General features: G+C 61.1%; 19 protein-coding genes and 1 pseudogene. 5 read left to right on the top strand and 15 right to left on the bottom strand.

Translation table 11 applies throughout. From position 1 onward, the window contains the following. Positions 1 to 9: 9 nt before the first annotated feature. The 6 genes from QD409_RS10360 to QD409_RS10335 are packed head-to-tail and all read right to left on the bottom strand — an operon-like array spanning position 10 to position 7,906. On the bottom strand, positions 10 to 1,605 hold the full coding sequence (locus QD409_RS10360; RefSeq protein ID WP_430762640.1) for an ABC transporter substrate-binding protein: 1,596 nt from the start codon (positions 1,603 to 1,605) through the stop codon (positions 10 to 12). A 41-nt stretch (positions 1,606 to 1,646) separates the two neighbouring features. Next, the gene (locus QD409_RS10355) at positions 1,647 to 2,780 is read right to left on the bottom strand and encodes a DUF917 domain-containing protein (protein ID WP_430762639.1); all 1,134 of its coding nucleotides are present in this window, start codon (positions 2,778 to 2,780) and stop codon (positions 1,647 to 1,649) included. Next, positions 2,773 to 4,329, bottom strand: a complete 1,557-nt coding sequence (locus QD409_RS10350) for a hydantoinase/oxoprolinase N-terminal domain-containing protein (RefSeq protein WP_430762638.1) — start codon at positions 4,327 to 4,329, stop codon at positions 2,773 to 2,775. Before QD409_RS10350 ends, QD409_RS10355 begins: the two co-directional genes overlap by 8 nt. 17 nt (positions 4,330 to 4,346) lie before the next feature. Further along, on the bottom strand, positions 4,347 to 5,993 hold the full coding sequence (locus QD409_RS10345; RefSeq protein WP_430762637.1) for an ATP-binding cassette domain-containing protein: 1,647 nt from the start codon (positions 5,991 to 5,993) through the stop codon (positions 4,347 to 4,349). Positions 5,994 to 5,996: 3 nt separating this feature from the next. Then, complete coding sequence (locus QD409_RS10340; RefSeq protein ID WP_430762636.1) at positions 5,997 to 6,878, bottom strand: ABC transporter permease; 882 nt, start codon at positions 6,876 to 6,878, stop codon at positions 5,997 to 5,999. Further along, the gene (locus tag QD409_RS10335) at positions 6,878 to 7,906 is read right to left on the bottom strand and encodes an ABC transporter permease (protein ID WP_430762635.1); all 1,029 of its coding nucleotides are present in this window, start codon (positions 7,904 to 7,906) and stop codon (positions 6,878 to 6,880) included. Before QD409_RS10335 ends, QD409_RS10340 begins: the two co-directional genes overlap by 1 nt. A 135-nt stretch (positions 7,907 to 8,041) precedes the next feature. On the opposite strand from QD409_RS10335, the gene QD409_RS10330 reads away from it, so the two are divergent. After that, positions 8,042 to 10,396, top strand: a complete 2,355-nt coding sequence (locus QD409_RS10330; RefSeq protein ID WP_430762634.1) for a helix-turn-helix transcriptional regulator — start codon at positions 8,042 to 8,044, stop codon at positions 10,394 to 10,396. 24 nt (positions 10,397 to 10,420) lie between these two features. Here the strand turns inward: QD409_RS10330 and mnhG are convergent, their stop codons facing one another. From mnhG to QD409_RS10300, 6 genes are read right to left on the bottom strand one after another with little or no spacing between them, the layout of a single operon-like run. Continuing rightward, positions 10,421 to 10,804, bottom strand: coding sequence for a monovalent cation/H(+) antiporter subunit G (mnhG, locus tag QD409_RS10325; protein WP_430762633.1), 384 nt, complete (start codon positions 10,802 to 10,804; stop codon positions 10,421 to 10,423). After that, positions 10,801 to 11,082: a K+/H+ antiporter subunit F gene (locus QD409_RS10320; protein WP_092844670.1), complete on the bottom strand. Its 282-nt coding sequence runs from the start codon at positions 11,080 to 11,082 to the stop codon at positions 10,801 to 10,803. The genes mnhG and QD409_RS10320 overlap by 4 nt, the downstream gene beginning before the upstream one ends. Beyond that, positions 11,079 to 11,555 carry a Na+/H+ antiporter subunit E gene (locus QD409_RS10315; RefSeq protein WP_092844672.1) on the bottom strand — a complete coding sequence of 159 codons (477 nt, stop codon included), beginning with the start codon at positions 11,553 to 11,555 and terminating at the stop codon, positions 11,079 to 11,081. The genes QD409_RS10320 and QD409_RS10315 overlap by 4 nt, the downstream gene beginning before the upstream one ends. Beyond that, on the bottom strand, positions 11,555 to 13,165 hold the full coding sequence (locus QD409_RS10310; protein WP_430762632.1) for a monovalent cation/H+ antiporter subunit D: 1,611 nt from the start codon (positions 13,163 to 13,165) through the stop codon (positions 11,555 to 11,557). The genes QD409_RS10315 and QD409_RS10310 overlap by 1 nt, the downstream gene beginning before the upstream one ends. Next, the gene (locus tag QD409_RS10305) at positions 13,162 to 13,500 is read right to left on the bottom strand and encodes a Na+/H+ antiporter subunit C (protein WP_430762631.1); all 339 of its coding nucleotides are present in this window, start codon (positions 13,498 to 13,500) and stop codon (positions 13,162 to 13,164) included. Before QD409_RS10305 ends, QD409_RS10310 begins: the two co-directional genes overlap by 4 nt. Further along, complete coding sequence (locus tag QD409_RS10300; protein WP_430762739.1) at positions 13,500 to 16,421, bottom strand: monovalent cation/H+ antiporter subunit A; 2,922 nt, start codon at positions 16,419 to 16,421, stop codon at positions 13,500 to 13,502. The genes QD409_RS10305 and QD409_RS10300 overlap by 1 nt, the downstream gene beginning before the upstream one ends. 139 nt (positions 16,422 to 16,560) lie before the next feature. On the opposite strand from QD409_RS10300, the pseudogene QD409_RS10295 reads away from it, so the two are divergent. Further along, positions 16,561 to 16,794: pseudogene (locus tag QD409_RS10295) on the top strand (helix-turn-helix transcriptional regulator); the annotation flags it as partial. Positions 16,795 to 17,331: 537 nt separating this feature from the next. Further along, positions 17,332 to 17,835 carry an NUDIX hydrolase gene (locus QD409_RS10290; RefSeq protein WP_430762630.1) on the top strand — a complete coding sequence of 168 codons (504 nt, stop codon included), beginning with the start codon at positions 17,332 to 17,334 and terminating at the stop codon, positions 17,833 to 17,835. Between the two features lie 66 nt (positions 17,836 to 17,901). Here the strand turns inward: QD409_RS10290 and QD409_RS10285 are convergent, their stop codons facing one another. After that, the gene (locus QD409_RS10285) at positions 17,902 to 18,081 is read right to left on the bottom strand and encodes a hypothetical protein (protein ID WP_430762629.1); all 180 of its coding nucleotides are present in this window, start codon (positions 18,079 to 18,081) and stop codon (positions 17,902 to 17,904) included. Positions 18,082 to 18,110: 29 nt separating this feature from the next. On the opposite strand from QD409_RS10285, the gene QD409_RS10280 reads away from it, so the two are divergent. Together QD409_RS10280 and QD409_RS10275 are read left to right on the top strand one after the other, a co-directional pair. Then, complete coding sequence (locus QD409_RS10280) at positions 18,111 to 19,814, top strand: dihydroxyacetone kinase family protein (protein ID WP_430762628.1); 1,704 nt, start codon at positions 18,111 to 18,113, stop codon at positions 19,812 to 19,814. 371 nt (positions 19,815 to 20,185) lie between these two features. Further along, positions 20,186 to 21,238 (top strand): isopenicillin N synthase family dioxygenase, encoded by a 1,053-nt coding sequence (locus QD409_RS10275; RefSeq protein ID WP_430762627.1) that lies wholly within the window; start codon positions 20,186 to 20,188, stop codon positions 21,236 to 21,238. A gap of 89 nt (positions 21,239 to 21,327) precedes the next feature. Here the strand turns inward: QD409_RS10275 and QD409_RS10270 are convergent, their stop codons facing one another. Further along, a complete protein-coding gene (locus QD409_RS10270; protein WP_430762626.1) occupies positions 21,328 to 21,648 on the bottom strand; it encodes a 2Fe-2S iron-sulfur cluster-binding protein in 321 nt (106 codons plus the stop codon). 29 nt (positions 21,649 to 21,677) lie between these two features. After that, positions 21,678 to 22,907, bottom strand: coding sequence for a cytochrome P450 (locus QD409_RS10265; protein WP_430762625.1), 1,230 nt, complete (start codon positions 22,905 to 22,907; stop codon positions 21,678 to 21,680). Positions 22,908 to 22,997 lie beyond the last annotated feature (90 nt).

Raw genomic sequence — 22,997 nt, 5'->3', positions numbered from 1 at the left:
AGGCGAAGATCAGTTCGCCTTGCAGTCCCAATGGAAATTCGAGAAGTTCAGATCCCAGCTCTGCATGGGAATGAACGCGTAGCCCTGTAGGCACTTGTTCGCCGCATAGCGCCGGTTCGGCGATACCGCCCATACGTCGGGCTGCAGCTCGGCAAGCTTTACCTGCAGCTCCTTGTAGGTCGCGTTCTGCCCCTTGATGTCGGTGGTCGCCCTCACCTTGTCGATCAGGGCATCGACCTCGGGATTCTGCAGCCATTCCATCGACATCCAGGTGCCGGAAGCCTTGGAGTGATACTGGTTGTAGAATATCGCGTCGGGCGACGGATAGTTGGGAGAAATGTTGACCTGCGTCGAAGCCGGGGTGGTTTCCGGTTTGGACGAGAGTTCGACGATGCGGTTCCAGGGCTCGGGTTTGATATCGAGCGTGATGCCGATCTGCTCGAGATTGGCCTGCATCAGCAGCGCCACTTCCGACTCGAAGGCGAGCGAGGCGACATAGCTGTTGACCAGCGTGATCTTCTGGCCCGCATATTTCGACTTGGCGAGTTCCTCCTTCGCCTTCTCGATGTCGAAGACGCCGGGCTGGACATCCTCGTTATGGGCGTCCTTGAAGACGGTCGAAAGCGGGCCGGTCATGTCAAAGCCCGGATAGATCGCCTCCTGGATGGTTTTATAATCGGTGGCATAGGCGATCGCGCGCCGCACATGCACGTCGTCGGTCGGGTAGACCTTGCTGTTCAGCTTGATCACGAAGCCGCCGGCCGTCGTCGACTGGAGCAGCTTGTAGCCCTGCATCTTGCCGATCGTCTCATAGGTATCGTTGCCGAGACCATGCGAGGAGAGGCCGAGTTCGCCCTTTTCGGCAAGCGCCTTGACGGTAGCGTCGTCGCTCGTCTGGACGAAGCGCACTTCGTCGATCGGCGTTCCCTTGGTCCAGCCGAGGAAATAGTCGGGGCTGCGCGCGATCACCATGTCGGCGGAACGATTGTAGCTGATGAGCTTGTAGGGCCCCGAGCCGGCAGAGTGCTCGCCCACATAGGCTTCGCCCCATTTGTCATCCGGCTTGGAGTTGGCCTCGATCAGCTTCTCGTTCAGCGCCATCATCAGCGGCGTGACGGCCATGAACGGCGAGAACTGGCGATCAAGCTTGACGACGACGGTCTTTTCGTCCGGCGCGGTGACGTTGTCGGGTTTCACGAGGCCGACGACGAGATTGGATGGGCCCTTGTTGATGCCGATCAGGCGCCGGATCGACCAGACGAAGTCGGAGGCTTTGACGGGCTTACCGTCCTGGAACTTGGCATCGTCGCGAAGATGGAACGTGTAGGTCAGACCGTCCTGGGAAATCTCCCAGGATTTCGCCAGATGCGGCACGATCTCGCCGGTAGGGCTGACCGTCGTCAGGGCGTCATACATATTCACGATGGCCATGTAGCCCGTGTAGTCGGTGACCTTCGCCGGATCGAGCGAGCTGAAAATCTGCATCGTGTTGACCGCGATCGACACCTTGTCGGTCGCCGATGCCGCGACCGAAGTCAGCGGCAATGCTATGGCACTGGCAAGCAGAAGCGCCGAAAGACGCAAACCGTTGGAACCCATCTTCATTCAAGTTCTCCTCTTTAATGCGGGAACTGCCCCGCTTATGGTTAGGCTGCCTTTTGCCCCCGGGCCGGCAGCGGGGAATAGGTGATGTCCGGGTAGCCGAAGGCTGCCGGGCCGACGACATCGAGGGCACGCGCGCTGCGCAGCAGCTCGTGGCAGGGGATGGCAACTACGGCGACGCGCTGGCCGTAGCGCAACATTTCGGTGGTGATCGGATAGCCTGTTTCGACATCGAGCAGCACGATCAGGTCCGGCACGCAGACTTCGATCACGCCATCGCGGCGGAAGACCAGGAACTCGTTCTGGATCGCCACGTTCGCCGTCTGGCCGCTGCAGTCGTCGAAGCCGGCAAGCTCCATATCGCCGACGACGAAACCGCCGCGCAAATGGCGCTTCAGGTCGGTAATCTTGCCGTTGAAGACACGCCGCCCGCCTTCCAGTGCACAAACGGCGGCAATCGGATCTTCCTGCGCCTTGCGCGCGCGGATCACCGCCTCACCGAGCGCGATCGCCTTGGCGAAGCTCTTCGGGATGCCGTACTGGTGGACGTAATGGGCCTGCATCGGCGCCGTCGCCAGCATCGCACCGCCGCCCTGCGCGACCACGCAGGCGCGCGCCATGCGCTCATGCCAGACTTCCGATACGGCATGGCTGAAGATCACCGCATTGCCATGCAGGTCGCACATGACAGAAGGCGTGGAGCTATGGCCGTAGATCGAGAAGGTCGTCATCTGCATTTCGGGGAAGGCCCGGCCCATGCCGTCGCAATCGAGGATCGGCAGGCCGCCGAGAGCCGCCGTGACGAGCGGGTTCATCGCGTTCGCGCCGCCGATCTCCTCGCAGACGATGGCATCGATTGGCGTGCGGATAAGCTCTTCCATCGCCCGCAGGCAGCGCAATCCTTCGCGCCCCTCGCGGATGCGCTCAACGCCGACAACCGGTGCGCCGATGCCGCCGATCGACATGCAAAGCGCATCCGGCTCGATGGCGTCGGTCGCGAGAACCTTCATCTCGTAGCCAGCCTTCATGGCTTCGAGGACGAGGAGCTTGCCCTGATAGGGGTTGCCGCCGCCGCCGGTGCCGAGAATGCCTGCTCCGATTTCCAGCGCATCGAGATCCTCGGGCGTCAGCCGGCGAAGAGCGGCATCATCGTATTTCTGCTTGCGCGTCTCAGGCATGATGGCCTCCCATTTCACCGACGACTTTGACGTGAATGCGCGTGGCGTTGCCCGGCAGATAGGCAAGCGGCGTGTCCTCGCGCTCGATAACTTCAAGGGTTTCCGCAAGCGCCCCGGCGGCGATCGCCTTTTCGCGCGCCTCGGCTTCAGCCTCGGCGAGCGCGCTCTCGCGGGTGCGGCCATCGACAAGCGAAAAGACGCGATCCGTCTCGCCGCTGATCTGGGCAATGGCGGCACCCACCGCGTTTGCGACGGCAAAATTCTCGGGCATGATCACTTCGAGATCGCCGATGCGATCAGGCATCAGGATCGAGCCGCCGCCGACCGCGATGACCGGCACCGGCGTCGAGGAAATGCGGCTCCGCTCGACGCAAGCCTCCAGCATGGCGTTGATCTTAGCCACTGCGGCATCAATTAGTCTCTTGTCGAGTTTGGTGACGAGCGCGCTGTCACCGATTTCGGCCTTGCCGGCTGCTACAGCAATGTCGGTTGCAGTGAGTGTCGTGCCGCCGAAGCACATGGCTTCTCGGCGCACGCGATAACCGACCGACTTCGGTCCGACTGACATACCCGTATCGCCGTTGACGACGAGCGAGCCGCCACCCAGGCCGATCGAGAAGACGTCGGGCATGCGGAAATTCGTGCGAACTCCACCGATGTCTACTGTCGTGGAAGCCTGCCGCGGGAAGCCGTGCGAAAGAGAGCCGACGTCCGAGGTCGTGCCGCCGACGTCAACGACGACAGCGTCCTTCAAACCGGTCAGGAATGCGGCGCCGCGCATGGAATTTGTCGGACCGGAGGCAAAGGTCAGCACCGGAAAGGCGCGCACGACATCGGCTGCCATCAACGTGCCGTCGTTCTGCGTGATGTAGAACGGGCACGGGATGCCGGCAGCGACAAGCGCCTTGCCGAAAGCAGCGACCGTACGATCCGCAAGAGACAGCAGGCTCGCATTCATGATCGCGGCGCTTTCACGCGCCAACAGGCCGTGACGGCCGATGTCCTTCGACATGACGACGGGCAGGCCGGGGCAATGCTGCTGCAGGATTTCCTTGGCTCGCAGCTCCATGGCATCGTTGATGCCGCTGAAGACGCAGGTCACGGCGGCCGCCTTCAGACCCTTCGCCCGGATTTCGCCGGCGATGCGCACGATGGCATCCTCGTCGAGCGGCGATAGCTCACGCCCATCGAACTCGTAGCCGCCTTTGACCTGATAGCCGTGATTGCCGACGATCTCGCGCAGATCATCGGGCCAGTCCACCATGGGCGGCAGGCCGGCGCCAGACGGCAGGCTCAGCCGAATGGCCGCAACTTCGTCCATGTAACGGCGCTCGATCACCGCATTGGTGAAATGCGTCGTGCCGATCATCACAGCTGCGATGCGGGTACGATCGATGCCGGAGGCCTCGATGACCTTCTCCAGTGCCTCGATCACGCCCGAGGTCACATCCTCGGTCGTCGAGGCCTTGACCCCAGCCAGAACGGTCTTTCCCTCCAGGACGACGGCATCCGTATTGGTGCCGCCGACGTCAATTCCAACGCGATACACGTTAGGCTCCTCTTCGATCAGTCTGTGGTTTTGACAAGGAAGCGCGTGCGCTCTTCCTCGCTCACGGTGGGCTTCAGGCGCTCTTCTTCGTCGGTGACGACGGGAATCGCAGCTATCAGCGCGCGTGTGTAGGCGTGATTGGGTGCGGCAAAGACTTCGGGAGTCGGTCCTTCCTCGACGATCTCGCCGCGCAGCATGATGGCGATGCGCGAGCAGAAATTGCGCATCAGCGACAGATCATGCGAGATCATCAGATAGGTGAGACCAAGTTCCTCGCGCAGCTGCAACAGCAGTTCGATCACGGTTTTCTGCACCGAGACGTCAAGCGCTGCCGTCGGCTCGTCGAGGATCAGGATCTTCGGCTCTGCGGCCAGCGCGCGGGCAATCGCCACACGCTGCTTCTGGCCGCCCGAAAGCTCATGCGGATATTTTGCCAGATAGGATTGCGGCAGGCGCACGAGATCCATGAGCTGCTTCATCCTTGCCTCGCGGGCCGGCCCATCCATGCCGATGGATTTCAAAGGCAGCGCAAGCGTTTGCTGAACATTGCGCTTGGGATTGAGCGACGTGCCGGGGTTCTGGTAGACGATCTGCGTCAGCCGCTTGCCGCGGCCAGGAGCCGGCGCATCGATGGTGACGCTGCCCGAAGTCGGGCGCGACAATTCCATGATGATGCGTGCGACCGAGGTCTTGCCCGAGCCGGACTCGCCGGCCAGTCCGAAGATTTCGCCCTGGCGCAGGGTCAGGTTCACGTCGCGAACGGCGTGGAAACCGGGTTTCCTGCCATAGACCTTGTTCAGGCCCTCAACCTTGACGATCGGCGCGCGGTCGCTCTGCGGCAGATCGGTGACGCGCTCGCCATAAAGCGGAGGCACCGCATCAAGGAGCGCTTTGGTATAGGCCTTATGCGGATTGGTGAGGATCTCGCCGCAGGGACCTGCCTCGACGATATCGCCGTGATGCATGACCACAACCCGGTCCGCGACTTTGCGCACGACGCCGAGATTGTGGGTGATCATGAGAAGAGCCATGTTCTCCTCGACCACCAGCTGGTTGATCAGATTGAGGATCTCGTCCTGCGTCGTCACGTCGAGCGCCGTGCCTGGTTCATCGGCGATCAAGAGCTTCGGCTGATGAAGCAACGCAAGCCCAATCAGGACGCGCTGGCGCATGCCGCCCGAAAGTTCGGACGGATAGGCGTTCATCACACGCTCGGCGTCGGCAAGCTGCACGCGGCGCAAGACGGCGGCGATCCGCGTCCGACGCTCGGCCTTCGACGAGCGAACGCCGTCACGCTTGTCTGCAAAGCGCATGACGTCATCGAGATGCGTGCCGATCTTGAAGACCGGATTGAAGGAGGAGAGCGGGTCCTGCATGATGAGGGAAAAGGCCGTGCCCTTCAGCGTCTCGCGCTCCCGCCGCGGCATCTTCAGGACGTCACGCCCCGCGACGCAGATTATGCCGGAACCGATCGTGGCATTCCTCGGCAAGGTGCCGATGATCGCCTTTGCCGTTACGGACTTGCCCGATCCCGTCTCGCCGATCAGCGCGACACGCTCTCCGGCGGCAACAGTGAGGGAGACGTCACGGAGCACCTGTCGGGTGCGGCCATAAGTGGTGAACGAGACATTCAGAGCCTCGATCTTGAGAAGCGGCTCGGTCATGGCTTAGCTCTCCACATCAAACATGTCGCGCAAGCCATCACCCAGAAGATTGAAACCGAGCGTCACGTAGAAGACCGCAGCACCGGGGCAGACGACTTCCCACCAATAGCTGGGCATGAACTGGCGGCCATCAGCGACCATGGAACCGAGGTCGGGAATGGGCGGCTTTACCCCGAAGCCGAGGAAGCTGAGGGTTGCGCCGAACAGGATGACGAAGGCAGCATCCAGCGTCGTCTTGACGGAGATGACCGCAACGCAATTCGGCAGGATCTCGCGGAACAGGATGTGCATCGGCCCGGCGCCGGCAAGGCGAGCCGCTTCGATGTAGTCTTCGGAGGCGATTGACTTGGAAACGGCATAGATCAGCCGGGCATGCCACGTCCACCACAGCAGCGTAATTGCGATCATCGCGTTCATCAGGTTCGGCTCGAGCAGGTTTGATACGGCAAGCGCCATGACCAGCGGCGGCATCGCCAGCATGACGTTGGTGAGGCCAGTGATGATCTTCTCGATCCAGCCACCGAAGTAACCGGCGATTAGACCTAGGACCGTGCCGATCGGTACGGAAATGCCGAGCACGCCAATAACCAGAAGCAGGGAGACGCGCATGCCGAAAACGGTGCGCGAAAAGATATCCCGGCCCACCTTGTCGGTGCCGAACCAATGAGTGGCGTCAGGCGCAACATGCCGTGCACGGAAATCGACCACGGCGCCGACGTGCTTCGGATAGGGAGTGAGCCACGGCGCAAAGACCGCCAGCACGACGACGGAAATCAGGATCAGCGTGCCGATCACCGCAGCCGGATTGCGGCTGAAGCGATACCACATCATGTAACCCGTGCTCAGGGCGCGGTCAGAGGCATCAAGCATCTTCATATCGGCCATCAGCGTGCCTCCTTGCGGCGCTGGCGCGGGTCGATGATCGAGATCAGGACATCCACGGCCAGGTTCGCAACGATGAAAAACAAGCCGGCGACCAGCACCACGGCGGTAACGGCATTGAGGTCTTTTTGCAGGATGGCGTTCAGCCCGTAGGAGGCAAAGCCGCCCCAGGCGAACACCATCTCGATGACGAAGGCATTGCCGATCAACGATGCGAATTCGAGCCCCATGATCGTCAGCGGCGCAATCGACGACAGCTTGAGGAGATAGCGGAAGATGATGACCCTCTCCGGCACACCGAAGCTTTGTAGGGTCAGCACATGGTCCTTACGCTGGTTCTCCAGCATGGAGGAGCGGGTGATGCGGGTAATCTGGCCGATGCCGGCCATGGCGAGAGCGAACGCCGGCAGCACGAGATGCTGGAGCGCGTCGACGATCACATCCAGACGCCCTGCCAAAAGTCCATCGATCAACAGGAAGCCGGTCGGCCCGGCCTGAAAGCTCAGGGAATGATCGAGGCGACCGATGATCGGCCAGTTCGGCAGACAGCGCGCCGCCAGCAGTTGCAGGCTGATCGCAAACAGGAAACTTGGAATGGTGACTCCGGTCAGCGACAGGATGCGGCCGATATGGTCGAGGGCTCGGTCGCGGAAATGCGCCGTTATGACCCCAAGAGGAATCGCCACCACGAACATGAAGATCACGGAGACGAGAACCAGTTCCACGGTGGCCGGCACCGTCTGCTCCAGATCGGTCGTGACCGGACGCTGCGAAACCAGCGACATGCCGAGATCACCGCGCAGCGCTTTGCCGACATAATCGACATATTGCACAGGAAGAGGCTTATCGAGACCCATCTGCACGCGCAGCGCATCGACCTGTTCCTGCGTTGCCGCCGGGCCGAGAGCCATGCGCGCGGGATCTCCCGGCACGACGCGCGCCAACGCAAAAATCATGATGGAGAGCGCGATCATGACCAGCACGAAAGTGCCAAGCCGCGTCAGGATCGCGACCAACGGATGTTGCTGCATCGACGGGAGGTTCCTTGTTCGCCAGCTAACTGACAGACAACAATCCCCATCTGCAGACGATGGACAACCGGTCAAAAGTATAGTTTTTCAGCTTTATGGTATAGGTTGTTTATTCATCGGAGCTTACAAAGCCACATGGATATGCCGATCCTCCGACACCGTCTTTGCCGCCGCATTGCTGACCAACGAGCCGGCGTCGTCTTTCTGCGAGCCCCTGCCGGGGCGGGAAAGACCGTGACCCTGTCGATGACCGCCGAGGCAATGGGCAAGCATGTTTGCAGCCTGCAGCAGCCGCGCATGAGCGATGTCGAGGATGGCTGGCTTTTCTGGGATATACCGATTTCGGCAAGATCGGCGCGGCTGTCCGCGCAACTGCTGGAAAGCATCGACGTGCTGGTCGTTGCCTGCCGTCCTGACCAGCGCATCAGCGGACTGGCGCGGCTCATTCTGCATCACGGCTCCGTGACGATCGATGCGGACGAATTGACCTTCTCGCCGGAAGAATTGCGTGGCTTGCCTCCCGAAGAAGCGAGCCGCCTTCTCGAACACTATGCCGGCTGGCCGGCCTTCCTACCGTTGACCCGTTCAGAAGCTCCGCGCCTGGCTATCGACTATTTGCGCGAGAGTTTTCTCGCGCACCTCTCACCCGCGCAAACGGCCACCCTTTCGATCTGGCTCGAAGCACCGATGCCGACAACAGACCAAGATTGGACTGGGCTGCTGCCGCCCCTTCTCATCAATGAGCCGAACAGGCACATCGAGTTGCGGCAGCTTCTCGCCATCGCCGTCCGAGAGCGTCTGGCGACCTTCGAAAACACAGTGGCCGTGATTGAAGTCGCATCCGCTTTCGAAAAGGCGGGACGAGCCGTTGCTGCGATGACCTTGCTTCTAGACCATGGACACGAGGCGCATGCGGCACAGATCCTCGAACGCTCCCGCGGCCTGGAGCTGATCTACAGAAGCAGTCTCGACGCCTTTCGCGACATCATCATGCGCTTTTCCCACGAGATGATCGCGACCAACGAGATCGTGCTCTTTGCTCTTGCCCGCATGCTTTTGAAGCTGGGAGAGCTGCAGCGTGTCCGCCACCTCGTCGGCAAACATCTGGGCTCGGACTATCTGGACCCGCTCAAGGTCTTGCTGCGCGGATCGCGCTTCTCCTTTGCGGCGCGAACCTTCAGGTTGAACCTCATGATTTCAGAGGACCTGATGCCGACCGATGCCATGATCACCCGCCTCGGGGAATTCATGGCCGACTACCCGATGGGCGACCATGGCAAGTGGGCAGCCTACTACAATGCCCTGCTGGAATTCGAAATCCGCCGTCGAAACTTCCGGGAGGCGGAGGCAGCAGCCGCGCGGGCGCTGATTTATCTTGGCCACATGGGCGGTCAGCCGCTGCTCGAATTCTTCATCCATCTGCATCAGGCCGTATTGCGCCTTATGGGCGGCGACGCTCTGTTTGCGCGCCGCGCCGCGCAAGAGGCACGACGGAAACTGGAACAGGTTCCGCACGCAGCCGAGGCGGAATTCCGCATGCTGCGGCTGGCGGAAGCCTGCATCGCCTATGAAGCCGGCCAGCCGCGCGATCTGCTCCAATTCGTTCAAAACGAGTTCGACGGCTTCGCAGCCTCGGAAATCTGGCCGAGCCTGATGCAGTTTGCTCTTCACTATGCGTCACAGGTATTGGGAGATCACTTTCCGATGGTGATCCGGCCAGGCTTCCTTGACGGGCTGTGGATCCATCTGTCCGAAGGCCTGCAGTTCCATGCCATGATGGAAATCCGCACCGCCATCGCCTATCAGAATGCCAATCGATGGGGCGATGCTGCTGCCACGCTTTCAGCGGTCCGCATGCGGATCGGCCGCAACTGGGTCGAAAGCGCCCATGAAGAACTGACGAGACTGATGAGGCGCGACGAGATTTCCTATGTCATGGCCTGGCTGCGCGATGCCGTCCGCCTCCCGACGCCCCGCCCCTATCTCTCCCGCCAGATCGACGCACTGATCGCCAACCCGAAGGTGACAAACCGCGAAAAGGTCGCTCTGCAACTATGGCGGAGCTATGCCGCGTACCAGCGTCGCGACAAGGCGGCAACCCGCGCTCACCTTCTGTCCGCACTCGAAGCGTCGACACGTCTCGGATGCAATGGCGTGCTCTCCGAAGAGCGGATCTTTCTCTCGCCACTTCTCAAAGATGAGCGCATTCGCGGCTTCATCGAGACATCTTCCGATGTCCGCGCCGCGCTCTCGCTCTTTGCTGCTTCCGTAAATTCGCCGCAGGCTCGGGCGCTGCAAGGCGGACTTTCGCAGCGCGAGACGCAGATGATGCAATTGATTGCCAGCGGCATGTCCAACAAGCGCATCGCTCACACGCTCAGCATCTCCGAGGTTACCGTGAAGTTTCACCTCGGAAATCTGTTTCGCAAGCTCGGTTGCCGGCGCCGGGCCGAAGCGATCCGGGCTGCGACCGCGCTTGGCTGGCTTTGAGCGCCGAAAGAACGAGCCGGTCGTCTATGACAACGGCCCTTCGGCCGAGGGCTCGCCTTGTGCACTCTTGGGCGGAACGTTGCCGTTCTGCTCGGCGCGATCGCGATGAAGCGCCGCGCGCGCCAGCAGCATGAAGGTGATCGGCGTCGTCACCGTCACGAAGATGCCGATCAGTAGCTCATGGATGACGAGAGACAGCGTTGACGTCGAGAAGAAGATCATCGAGGCCACCATGATCGCGCCGATGCCACCGCTTGTTCCCAATGTCGGAGCGTGAATGCGCTCGTAGAACGTTCCCATCTTCAGAAAACCGATGGCGCCGACGAGGGTCAGAAAGGCGCCGACGACGAGCAATCCGCCGATTGGGATAGCGGCCCAGAGCGGCACGTTTTCGAATGGGGTACTCATTCGATCACCTCCCCGCGCATCAGGAATTTCGCCAGGGCGACGGTCGCCACAAAGCCGAGCATGCCAATGACGAGAGCCGCCTCGAAATAGACGACCCGTCCGGTACCGATCCCGAAGGTGAGCAGCAGCAGCATCGCGTTCACATACAGAGTATCGAGCGCGATGATGCGATCCTGGGCACGAGGGCCGCGAAACATGCGAATGGAGGAGATCGCCATCGCAGCCACGATCATCAGCTGCGCTGCTGCGACAGATATTTGAATGATCATCGCGCTCATGCGAATATCTCCATCAACAAGCTTTCATATCGGTTGGCGACGGTTTCGCGCCATTGCGCTTCGTTCTCAAGATCCAGCACATGGAGCAGCACGGTGTTGTCGTTCGAATCATATTCGAGCCATGCGGATCCGGGCGTGCTGGTGAGGATAACAGCCAGAAGCGCCAGCGAGATCTGATCCCGAACCCTGAGCTCCAGGGTCACGAAGCCGGGCGTCGTGTTTCGCGAGCGGCCGCGCAGGATGATCCAGGCCACTTGCGCATTCGATTTCAGGACGTCGAAAACGACACGAAAGAACAGCTTCGGCAGGAGATACCACTTTCGCAGTTTCGGCTTTTCGGGGCGCAGCGACGCCATCGCCCAGGAGGCAAAGACAGCGACAATGACGCCGAGGATGAATTGGCCGAGCGTAAAGTCATTCAACAGCAGCCAAAGCAGGACCAAGATGAGCGTCAGCAGCGGATAGGGAAACATCACGAACCTCCCGCCTTGCTCGACAGGGTCGCCGCATTGCGAACCGCATCGACATAGATGCGGGGATCGCTGAGCGTTCGGATGGTCACTTCCATATATTGCATGACCGGGCCGGCCCAAATGGTCAGCGCCAGCGTCAAGGCAAGCAGGCCCATAACAGGCAATATCTCGATCACAAGCACACGCGGAACCGTGCCTTCAAGCGAGCTCCAGAATGTGCGTATGCCGGCCCGCGTCATGGAAATCAGGGCGGCGATGCCCGAAAGGATCACCAGCAGGATCAGCGCCCATACGGCCGCACTCGGCGGCACGCCGATCGCGCCTGTGCCCATCATGGCCGACAGCATGGCGAACTTGGCAACGAAGCCCGAAAGCGGCGGCAGGCCGGCGAGCAGGATTGCGCAGGCGGCAAAGCAGATGCCGAGCATGGCCATGGTGCCAGGCATGGTGACCCCCTCACCTTCCTCCGGCTCCTTTTCCTCGGCATCACCATAAGCTTCCATGGTGACGGCCAGAACGCTGGCGCCCGCATCCTGTCCGCGCTCGACAAGTTCGATCAGCATGAAAAAGGCGCTGATCGTCAGCGTGGAACTGACGAGATACATCAAAGCACCGGCGGAGATGGAACCGTCATTGATGCCGATCACCATGAGCAAGGTTCCCGAGGATACAAGTACGGAAAAGCCCGCCAATCGGCCGAGCGCCTGCGATGCCAGCACTCCTATGATACCGAAAATCAGCGTCGCCATGCCGCCATAGAGAAGCATGGTCGCGCCGAAACCGGCGGACGGTCCTACGCTGAAAAGAAGCATGGTCAGCCGCAGGATGACATAGATGCCGAGCTTGCTCAAAATGGCAAATATACCGGCAACAGGTGCGGAAGCGGCACTATAGGCCGTGGGCAGCCAGAAGCAGAGCGGCCACATGCCGGCTTTGATCAGGAAGGCGATGCCAAGCACACCTGCGCCTGCCTGCATGAGCATGCGGCGATCGGCGGCCATTTCGGGAATGCGCACAGCCAGATCGGCCATATTCAGCGTTCCCGTCGTGCCGTAGATCAGGCTGACGCCTATAAGGAAGAGCAGCGCTGCGGCGAGATTGACAGCGATGTAATGCAGGCCTGCCTTGACGCGAAGCGGTCCGGAACCATGAAGCAGGAGGCCATAGGAAGCAGCCAGCATCACCTCGAAGAAGACGAAGAGATTGAAGAGGTCGCCGGTCAGGAAGGCACCGTTCACGCCCATGAGCAGCAGCTGGAACATCGTGTGGAAATGGGCGCCCACCGCATGCCAGCGCGCCAGCGAGAAGATCAATGCGGCAACGGCAACGACGGAGGTCAGCAGAAGCATGAGCGCCGAGAGACTGTCGAGCACCAATACGATGCCGAAGGGAGCGCTCCAGTTTCCGAGCAGATAGGCCCGCTCCTGACCGGCCGATCCACCTTCGGTACGGAAGAGCGCAAGCGCAACGCCGACCAGCAAGAGCGTCGCAGCAAGGCTGACAAGCGCCTTCAACGTGCGCTCGCGTTCATCGATGAACAGCAGAATAGCAGCCGCAACCAGTGGCAGCAGGATAGAAACAATGATGAGATGGTGCGACCAACCTGTCATTTCCGGTCGCTCCTTCCATCGACATGATCGGTGCCGGTCAGCCCGCGCGAGGCAAGCAGCACCACGAGGAACAAGGCAGTCGTCGCAAAGCCGATAACGATCGCCGTCAGCACCAGAGCCTGCGGCACCGGATCAGCGAGCGCAGCTGTCGCCGCACCATCTGCCAGCAGCGGCGGCATATTCGACTTCACGCCACCGACGCCGAAGATGAAGAGATTGACCGCATAGGACAGCAACGACAGCCCGATAATGACCTGATAGGTGCGTGGACGCAGGATCAGCCAGACGCCGCAGGCTGTCATCACACCGATAGCAACGGACAAGATGAGTTCCATCAATCCCCCTTTACCTTGTCGGCATCAAGCGCGCGCAGTCGGTTGATGCGGATCGACTGGTGCGCAAGCGCGACGAGGATCAGAACCGTGGAGCCGACGACAAGCAGGAAGACGCCGAGATCGAAGAGCAGCGCGCTCGCAGCCGGCACTTTGCCGATCAGCGGCACATCCAGATATTGGAAATGCGACGTGAGGAAGGGATAGCCGAAGAACCAGGCCCCGGCACCGGTCGCGGTCGCCACGAGAAGGCCAGCTCCCATCCAGCGTAACGGCAGGATACGGATGCGATCCTCCGCCCAGCGCGTGCCGCCGGCCAGATATTGCAGCAGGAAGGCGATCGACAACGTCAGGCCGGCCGAGAAGCCGCCGCCCGGAGCGTCATGCCCTCGCATGAAGATATAGACCGACAAGGCGATGACGAAAGGGAACATCCACTGCATGATGACGGACGGCACGAGCAGATAGTCGCGCACTGTATCGCCGGCCGACCGCTCCGGCCGTTCCTCGTCGAAACGGTTCTGGATCTGCTGCTGCTCCGGCATCTCCATGCTGTCGGGAGCTGGTCGGAAGCGACGCAGCAGCGCATAGACCGTCAACGCGACGACGCCGAGAACGGCGATTTCACCCAAGGTGTCGAAGCCGCGGAAATCCACCAGGATCACGTTGACGACATTGCGACCGCCGCCCTTCGAATAGGCGTTTTCGAGGAAGTAGTTCGCAATGGCGTCGGGCACCGGCGTGGTCATGACGGCATAGGAGATGAACATCATGCCGACACCGCAGATGACGGCCAAAGCGAGGTCGCGGAAGCGACGGAAACGCGCGCGAAGATCAACCGTATCGTCGATCCCCTCGGTCCGCTTCGGCAGCCAGCGCAGCCCCAGCAGAATGAGAACCGTGGTGACGATCTCCACGAGGAGCTGAGTGATGGCGAGATCGGGCGCGGAGAGCCAAATGAACGTCAAGCAGACGATGAGCCCCACTCCGCCAAGCATCACCAGGGCTGCGAGCCGGTGGTATTTGGCGAAGAAAGCGGTGCCGATCGCCAGGCAGATACCGATGGCCCAGATCGCCGCAAAGACCGGATCGGCGCCCGAAAAGGCAAAACGCCTCGCCTCGAAGCCGGACAGATAGAGCGGCAGCAGGCCGGCCGCAAAACCGGTTACGACCACCCAGCGAAGCTGCGGCTGCAGCTTGCGCGTCCCGATCCGCTTTTCCGCCGTTCTCGCCCAATGCCAGGAAACCTCGACCAGAACGCGCTCAAAGATGCGCTGGCCTTTCAGGCGACGGAAAAGGGGAGGCCCATCCTCGCAGCGCGACAGATAATCCTTGAAGACGAAATAGAAGAGGGTGCCGCCGACCAAGGCGATCACGCTCATGACAAGCGGCAGATTGACGCCATGCCAAAGCGAAAGGCTGTACTCAGGCGTATCGGCAAGTAAGACGCTTGCGACGGCCGTATGCAGGAAAGGCGCGATCGAGACAGCCGGCACGATACCGACGATCAGACACACCACCACGAGAAGCTCGATCGGGAAACGCATCCATCGCGGCGGCTCATGCGGCTTGGCAATCGGCACATCCGTCGGCGCGGGGCCGAAGAAAACCGTTTGGATGAAGCGCAAGGAATAGGCGACGCTGAAAGCGCTCGCCAGGGTTGCGACATAAGGCAGGATCCGGTCGAGAATGGAATCGGCATGCGTCTCGATGGCTTCCGCGAAGAACATCTCCTTCGACAGGAAGCCGTTCAGCAAGGGAACGCCGGCCATGGCCGCACTCGCGACAATCGCCAGCGCGCCCGTGAACGGGAGATAGCGGAACATGCCGCTCAGGCGGCGCATGTCGCGCGTGCCGGTTTCGTGATCGATGATGCCGGCGGCCATGAACAGCGATGCCTTGAAGGTCGCATGGTTGAGCATGTGGAAGATGGCGGCGACCGTGGCGAGCGGACTGCCGAGGCTCAGCAAAGTGGTGATGAGGCCGAGATGGCTGATCGTCGAATAGGCGAGCAGCCCCTTGAGGTCCTGCTGGAACATCGCGAAATAGGCACCTAGCAGCAGGGTTGTTATACCGGCCGCACCGACGAGATAGAACCATTCGTCCGTACCCGCCAGAACAGGCCAGAAGCGCGCGAGCAGGAAGACGCCGGCTTTGACCAGCGTTGCAGAATGCAGATAGGCCGAAACGGGCGTCGGCGCCGACATGGCGTTCGGAAGCCAGAAATGGAAGGGGAACTGCGCGCTCTTCGTCAGCGCGCCCAGAAGGATCAGCACCAATGCCGGCGTATAGAGCGGGTGGTTGCGGATGACGTCGCCGGACGCCAGGATCTTGTCCAGATCATAGCTGCCGACGATATGGCCAAGCAGGATCAGCCCGATCAGCAGGCAGAAGCCGCCGATCCCGGTAATCGTAAGCGCCATTCGCGCGCCGTCACGGGCGGCGGCGCTATTGTGCCAATAGCTGATGAGCAGGAACGAGAAGATGCTCGTCAGCTCCCAGAATATCGAGAGCAAGATGACATTGCCCGACAGCACGATGCCGAGCATCGCCCCCATGAAGGCAAGCAGAAAAGAGAAGAAACGCGGAACCGGATCCTCTTCCGACATGTAGTATCGGGCGTAGACGATGACGAGAAAGCCGATCGCCGTAATGACGACCGAAAAGAGCCAGGAGAAACCATCCATTCTCAGGCTGAAATCAAGCCCGAGCTGCGGCAGCCACTCGATGCTGACACGCAGGACGCCCCCGTCCATGACGGCAGGATAGGAGCTGACCGAGATCAACAGCGCCAGAAAGGTGATCGATCCGGCGATCCAGGCTGGCGTGCGCCGCGACTGCGTGCGCAACAGGCAAACAGAGAGAAGACTTCCGACAAACGGCAGAGCCAAAAGTGCTAGAATAAGAATGGGCCCGCTGGTTATCCCAAAACGTCGTTCCTTCCTTCAGCCGGATCACCACAGCCGCCTTAGGGGGCGAACACCTCTAGCAAACCGGCGTAATATGGCCTATATGATAGATATTGACCAATATGGGCAGGTTTAAACTGCACGTCAAGGTAAGATGGCGATGATTTTAACACCCGCGCTCTGTCGAGCGGCCCGAGGCTTTCTCGACTGGACTCAGATGGACCTCGCCGACCGCTCCGGTGTATCGCGCAGCACGATCCGCGACTATGAGGGCGATCGCCACAGCCTGCATCGGGCAACGGAAGCACAGTTGCGACTGGCTCTCGAAAACGGAGGAATCGCCTTCTTCCGCGTCGAGGGGCACGAAATCGGTATCTGTCTTAAAACTCCTAGCACAGATGCGCCCACGCCGGCACATACAGAGAGTGGCGAGATTCTGCCGATTTCGGGCGGATACAGCCAGACGACACGCAAAACCGGACAGTGAAGCTCAGGCGGCCCGATGCGGGGACCGCATCGGAGCTCTGGCGATCAACATATCCGAGGGCGGCATTCCGACCTCGAAACCAATCGCGATGTTTCTGGCTCTTTCGCGAGAAGGTGAACGGAGAGGCCAGTCTCCGCGGCCGCCGCGACCGCAGCAGACACGGCAGCCACCCGATACCTACTATCGCGGTAGATGCCTCCATTGGCTCATGGTCATCGTGATCGTTTCAGCGCTCGATATCACTCACGAAGGGGATTGGATTCACGAAACGCATTTCCAAAACCAATTCTGCTGTCGAGGATGGGCCAGGAAAGAAATGCCTTTCCAAATCACTTCGGAAAAGTGCATCTCCAATCATCACACCGTTTCCAAATACAGGGCCGATGTCAATTCTTCGGACAGTACGATCTTGTCGCGAACCACCAGGAGGGCCGATCGATGACAGATAATGCGCGCACCATGATTGTCATGGATGCCGGAATTTCACGCTTCCAACTGCGGGCAGGCGCCTTGATCCGCTCCAACGGTCACCTCCTCATTCACCGCGCGGTCGGCGACGCGTTCTGGTCCCTGCCCGGCGGCCGGGTGGAGTTTCATGAGGCGGGTGCCGAAACACTGGCGCGCGAGATCGAGGAAGAGATCGGCTGTCGGGCAACGATCGGATCACTGCGCTTCGTCATCGAGAACTTCTTCGAATTCGTGGGACGGCGTGTTCACGAGGTCGGGTTCTATTATGAGGCGGAGCTGTCCCAGCCGCTACCCTTCCACGAGAGGGAAATCGTGCATCGGGTCAAGGACGGCAGTGCCGACCTCGAGTTTCGCTGGACGCTGCCGACGCGGGCCGCCCTGACCCAATTCGACCTGCAGCCCGCGCCGTTGCAAACTCTTATCGAAACCATGCCCGCCGGCGTCCAGCACCTTGTCCGCCGCAACACGGCCTGACTATCGGAACAGTTGACCGCGACGTGCAGACTGGCTTGATTGCAACGTAGCGAGCGGTCGGTTTCGTCAAACCGCGCTCCACTCGACCCGATAATCCGGCACAAGGCGGTTGCGCGCATTCGCGGGCTCGGCCAACATATCAAAGAGTTCGACACCGAAGCCTCGCCGGAAATGCATGAGGACATCTGTCACCATGGCGGCAGCGGGCATTCCCTCAGCACCAGCAATCGTGATTATCTGCGGCATGTCCCGCCGCATTGACAAGGATTGAACGCATGACCACGATCTTCGACGCCCCGGAAGAGTTCGCCGCGACGGCGCTTGCGGGCTTTGCCGCGCTCCATGGCCGCTTCGTCCGCCTGGTAAAGGGTGGCGTTGTCCGCTCGACATCGGTGCCGGAAGGCAAGGTCGCCGTCATCGTCGGTGGCGGCTCGGGTCACTATCCGGCCTTTGCCGGCTATGTCGGGCCGGGCCTTGCCGATGCGGCCGTCGCCGGCGATGTCTTCGCTTCCCCTTCGACGGCAGCCGTTGCCCGAGTGTGCCGAAAGGCGCATCGCGGTGGAGGCATCCTGCTCGGCTTCGGCAACTATGCCGGCGATGTTTTAAATTTCGGCGTGGCAGCCGAGCGGCTGCGGGCCGAAGGTATCGATGTGCGCATCGTGGCGGTGACCGACGATGTCGCCAGCGCTCCCGCCGAGACCGTGGCAAAGCGCCGCGGCGTTGCCGGCGATCTCGTGGTCTTCAAGATTGCCGGCGCTGCGGCGGAAGCGGGACTTTCGCTTGATGAAGTCGAGCGCCTGGCGCGGCATGCGAATGCCCGCACCGTCTCCTTCGGCGTGGCCTTCGACGGCTGCACCCTGCCCGGCTCTGCCGGCCCGCTCTTCACCGTACCGCGCGGCAAGATGGCCCTCGGCCTCGGCATCCACGGCGAACCCGGCATCAGCGAAGAAACGATCGTGAGTGCCAGCGATCTCGCAGCGCTATTGACGCAAAAGCTTCTGCCGGAACGTCCAAATGATGCGCGGAAGGTCGGCGCCATCCTCAACGGCCTCGGCGCCACGAAATACGAAGAACTCTTCGTACTCTGGACGGCTATTTCGGCGCGATTGGAACAAGCCGGCCTGGAAATCGTCGCCCCCGAGGCCGGCGAATTCGTTACCAGCCTGGATATGCAGGGCTGCTCGCTGACGCTCATCTTCCTGGACGACGAGCTCGAGCGCTATTGGACCGCGGCCTGCGACACCCCGGTCTTGCGCCGCGGCGCGGCGATTGCCACCACGTCGGCAACAGACATTCTGGTCGACGAGGACGGACTGGCGACCTATCCGCCAGCCGATGCCGAAGGCCAGCGCGGCGGCGCTTGCATCGCCCGCATCTTCGCAGAGATTTCCGTGCTGCTCCATGAGGCCGAAGAGGAACTCGGCCGGATCGACGCTCGCGCCGGCGATGGCGACCACGGTCAAGGCATGGCCCGGGGCGCCGCAGCGGCTTTGGAAGCCGCCAAAGCGGCAAGCACTGCTGGCGCAGGTACGGCGAGCGTGCTGGCGGCGGCAGGCGATGCCTGGGCCGACCGCGCCGGCGGCACGTCGGGCGCGATCTGGGGACTTCTCCTGCGATCCTGGAGCAGCGCGCTCAGCGATGACGGTGCCGTCGACGGCCGCGCTGTCGTCAAGGGTGCCCGCCAGGCGCTCGATAGCGTGATGCGATTGGGCGGCGCGAAAATCGGCGACAAGACGCTGGTCGATGCATTCTCCCCTTTCGTAGATGCGTTGGAAAAGAGCTTCGCTGAAAGCGGATCTTTGGCCACCGCCTGGGCGCACGCGGCATCGGTGTCCAAGCTTGCGACGGATGCGACGACGCAGCTTACGCCCAAGCTTGGGCGCGCCCGCCCGCTTGCAGAGCGAAGCCTCGGCCATCCCGACGCCGGCGCCGTTTCGCTTGCGATGATAGCGGGCCGCGTTGCCACTCTGCTTACTTAGCCGAGTAGCAAGCACGGAAGCTCAGCCTCTACGCAGACCATCGCTCTGGCGATCACGCGAGGGTAGCCCCTGCATGGAAATCACAAATCGCCTCTGAGGCGACATGCTCGTCGAATGAGGCCCATGAACGTCCTGTCGCGATCACCTCCACCAAGGGTAGCGGCAGCAAAAAACCATTCCAAGAGACGGGCAATCTTTGAGACGATCTTCTTTGCTTTGGCAAATAATGAGCCCTAGCCTCAGCTTAATCGTCAGGACGTTTTGCCTTGCCTGACGGAGCCGCGAGGCCGGATGCGCCTTTCGCGCACATAACGACCTCATCGTCGCCTCGGAACAGGCGGCAAAGGCAATTTGAAAGAGGAAATATCTCATTGACCGTTCACACGACGCCCGTCGAAGCATCGCTGCCGACCTTGGATCTCTCCCGCTTCCATGCCTCGCCGGACGAGCGGCAAGCCTTTATCAGCGAATTGCGCAGCGTGCTCCACGATCATGGCTTCTTCTATTTGACCGGCCATGGCGTCGATCCGAAGCTGATCGAGGATGTGGTGGCGACGGCGAAGCGTTTCTTTTCGCTTCCTCTTGAAGAGAAGCTCAAAATCGAAATGGTGAAATCGCCGCATTTCCGCGGCTACAACAGGGCCGGCCAGGAACGGACGCGCGGCGAGCAGGACTGGCGCGAACAGCTCGATATCAACACCGAGGACGCACCTGCCGAGATCGGCCCGGACACGCCCGCATGGCGACGGCTGCAGGGCCCTAACCAGTGGCCCGAAGCCTTGCCGGAACTCAAGCCCTTGCTGCTCGCCTACCAGGCGGAAGTCACGCGGATCGGCATCGATGTGCTGAAGGCCATCGCCGTGGCCCTCGGTCAGCCGGAAAACGTCTTTGCCGACATATATCAGCCTCAGCCGTCGCAGCTTCTGAAGATCATCCGCTATCCGGGCCGGGACGTCGCCGAAACCGACCAGGGGGTCGGTGCCCACAAGGATGGCGGCTTCGTAACTGTGCTGCTTCAGGACACGACGCCCGGCCTGCGTGTGCGTACCGAAGACGGCGTTTGGATCGAAGCGCCGCCGGTTCCCGGCACTTTCGTCATTAACACCGGCGAATTGCTCGAGCTTGCGACGAACGGCTTCGTGCGGGCGGACGTGCATGATGTGATCGCGCCGCCTGCAGGCGTCGAGCGGTTTTCCGTTGCTTTCTTCCTTGGTTCCCGCCCGGACGCGACGATCCCCGTTATCGAGCTGCCGGAGGATCTGAAACGTGCCGAGCGCGGCATTTCAGTCGATCCCCTTAATCCGATCTTCCGCGAAGTCGGCCAGAATCAGCTCAAGAGCCGGCTGCGCTCTCATCCGGATGTCGCCCGCGCCCACTATGCGGAACTGCTGGCCTCGGAGCCGGCATCGACGGCAGGCCGATAGTCGTTGCGCCGGCATCATAGCCGGCGCAATCATTCGATAATGAAGGTCGAATCCAAAGAGACTATCTCGGCGAACCGAGATCCCGGATATCAGTGCTGGCTATCGGGGACGATAACGCGCATGCCGTCAGTGGCGGCACTCATCAGGAGCTGACAGCTGAGGCGGCTGTTGGCCTTCGGTTCCATCACGAACTCGATCATGTCAGCCTCTTCCTCCGAAGGCGGAGGCAGGAGATCGAGATGGCGCTGATCGATGTAGCAATGGCAGGTGCCGCAGGCCAGGGCTCCCCCGCATTGCGCCACGATGCCATCGATACCGCTTCTGACGGCGACAGCCATCAGCGTCTCGCCATTTTCCGCACTCACACGCGTCTCACGACCGGCGGAATCGACGAACACGACTTCACTCATTGCATTCTCCATGCTTTCGATAAACCCGTTCAGGCGGGAATAAGACGGATGTTGAGGCGCTGAGGCCCGCGAACCGACAGCCCGCGCTTGTATGCAGGACGCTCGTCCAGCAATTCGATGGAACGGGTGCGCTGGAGCAGGGTCGAGAAGATGATCTCCATATCCAGCCGGGCAAGATGATTGCCGAGACAGAAATGCGCGCCGCCGCCGAAGGCCAGATGCCGGTTAGGCGTTCGCTCGATATTGAACCGATCGGGCGCTTCGAACTGTTCGGGATCGCGGTTGGCTGCGCCATAGAGCAAGCCGACCTTGGTGCCCTTCGGCAGGCTCTTTCCGGCAATGACCTTGTCTTCAGTCAGATAGCGATGGAAGAACGGCAGCGGCGACTCGAACCGGAACATTTCCTGAATGGCGGTCGGCATGACAGCCGGCGCCTCTCTGAGCTTGCCCAGGGCATCGGGATACTGCAACAGCGCATGCATTCCGCTGCCAAGCACGTCGATCGTCGAGCCGTGGCCCGCCATCAGGATCAGCATGCAGGTGGAAACGAGTTCGTCTTCAGTCATCTCGCCGCCCGTATAAGCCTCAGTCAGCCGACAGAGAAGATCTTCGCGCGGATTGCGCACGCGATCGGCAATGAGCTCCTTGAGCAGTTCGTAGAACTCGGTCGTTGCGCGCTCGGCAATGGCCTTGCGCTCGGCACTGCGGTCGACGTCGAAATATTGCACGACCTGTTCAGACCATTTGCGCAGCTGCCCCGCATATTCATCCGGCACACCCAGCACCGAGCCGATGATATGGCCGGGCACCTGCGAAGCAAGATCCTCGACGAAATCGATCGTTCCGACCTCAAGCAGGCGACCGAGCAAACGGTCGACGAAGTCCTGGATCATCCCGCGCTGACGCGCGACGAGGGCCGGGGTAAATTCGCGAAAGACCTTGCGCCGCAGGCGGTCATGCGTTTCGCCATCCGAATCCAGTAGGCTGAACTGCACGAAGCGCGAATGGTTCGGCATGTCGTGCCAGTTCAAGCGAACCTTCTCCTCCTCTACCTCCTCGGGGGAGAGGAAGAACTCCATCGAACGCACCAGCGTCTTGTCGGCCGCCGCCGCAGCGACATCCTGATAGCGCGACAGCAGCCATATGTCGAAATGCTCGTAGTAGACCGGGCCAGGGCTGGCGCGCAGCTCGCTATAGGATGCATAGGGATCGTCTGCGAATGCCTGTGAGAGCGGATCAAATACGGGGCTCGCCGTCATCACCTGGATCTCCTCTATTCCGGTTCAAGAACCGTAGAATAGCCGCTCTCCAGACAGAAAGACATGGATGCAAACCGCAGCCATATGGAT

The sequence above is a fragment of the Rhizobium sp. BR 315 genome (assembly GCF_050577975.1).
GTDB classification, from domain to species: Bacteria; Pseudomonadota; Alphaproteobacteria; order Rhizobiales; family Rhizobiaceae; genus Rhizobium; species Rhizobium miluonense.
Note: the sequence above shows the minus strand (reverse complement) of the source record. Positions and strands in the feature narration are given on the sequence as shown.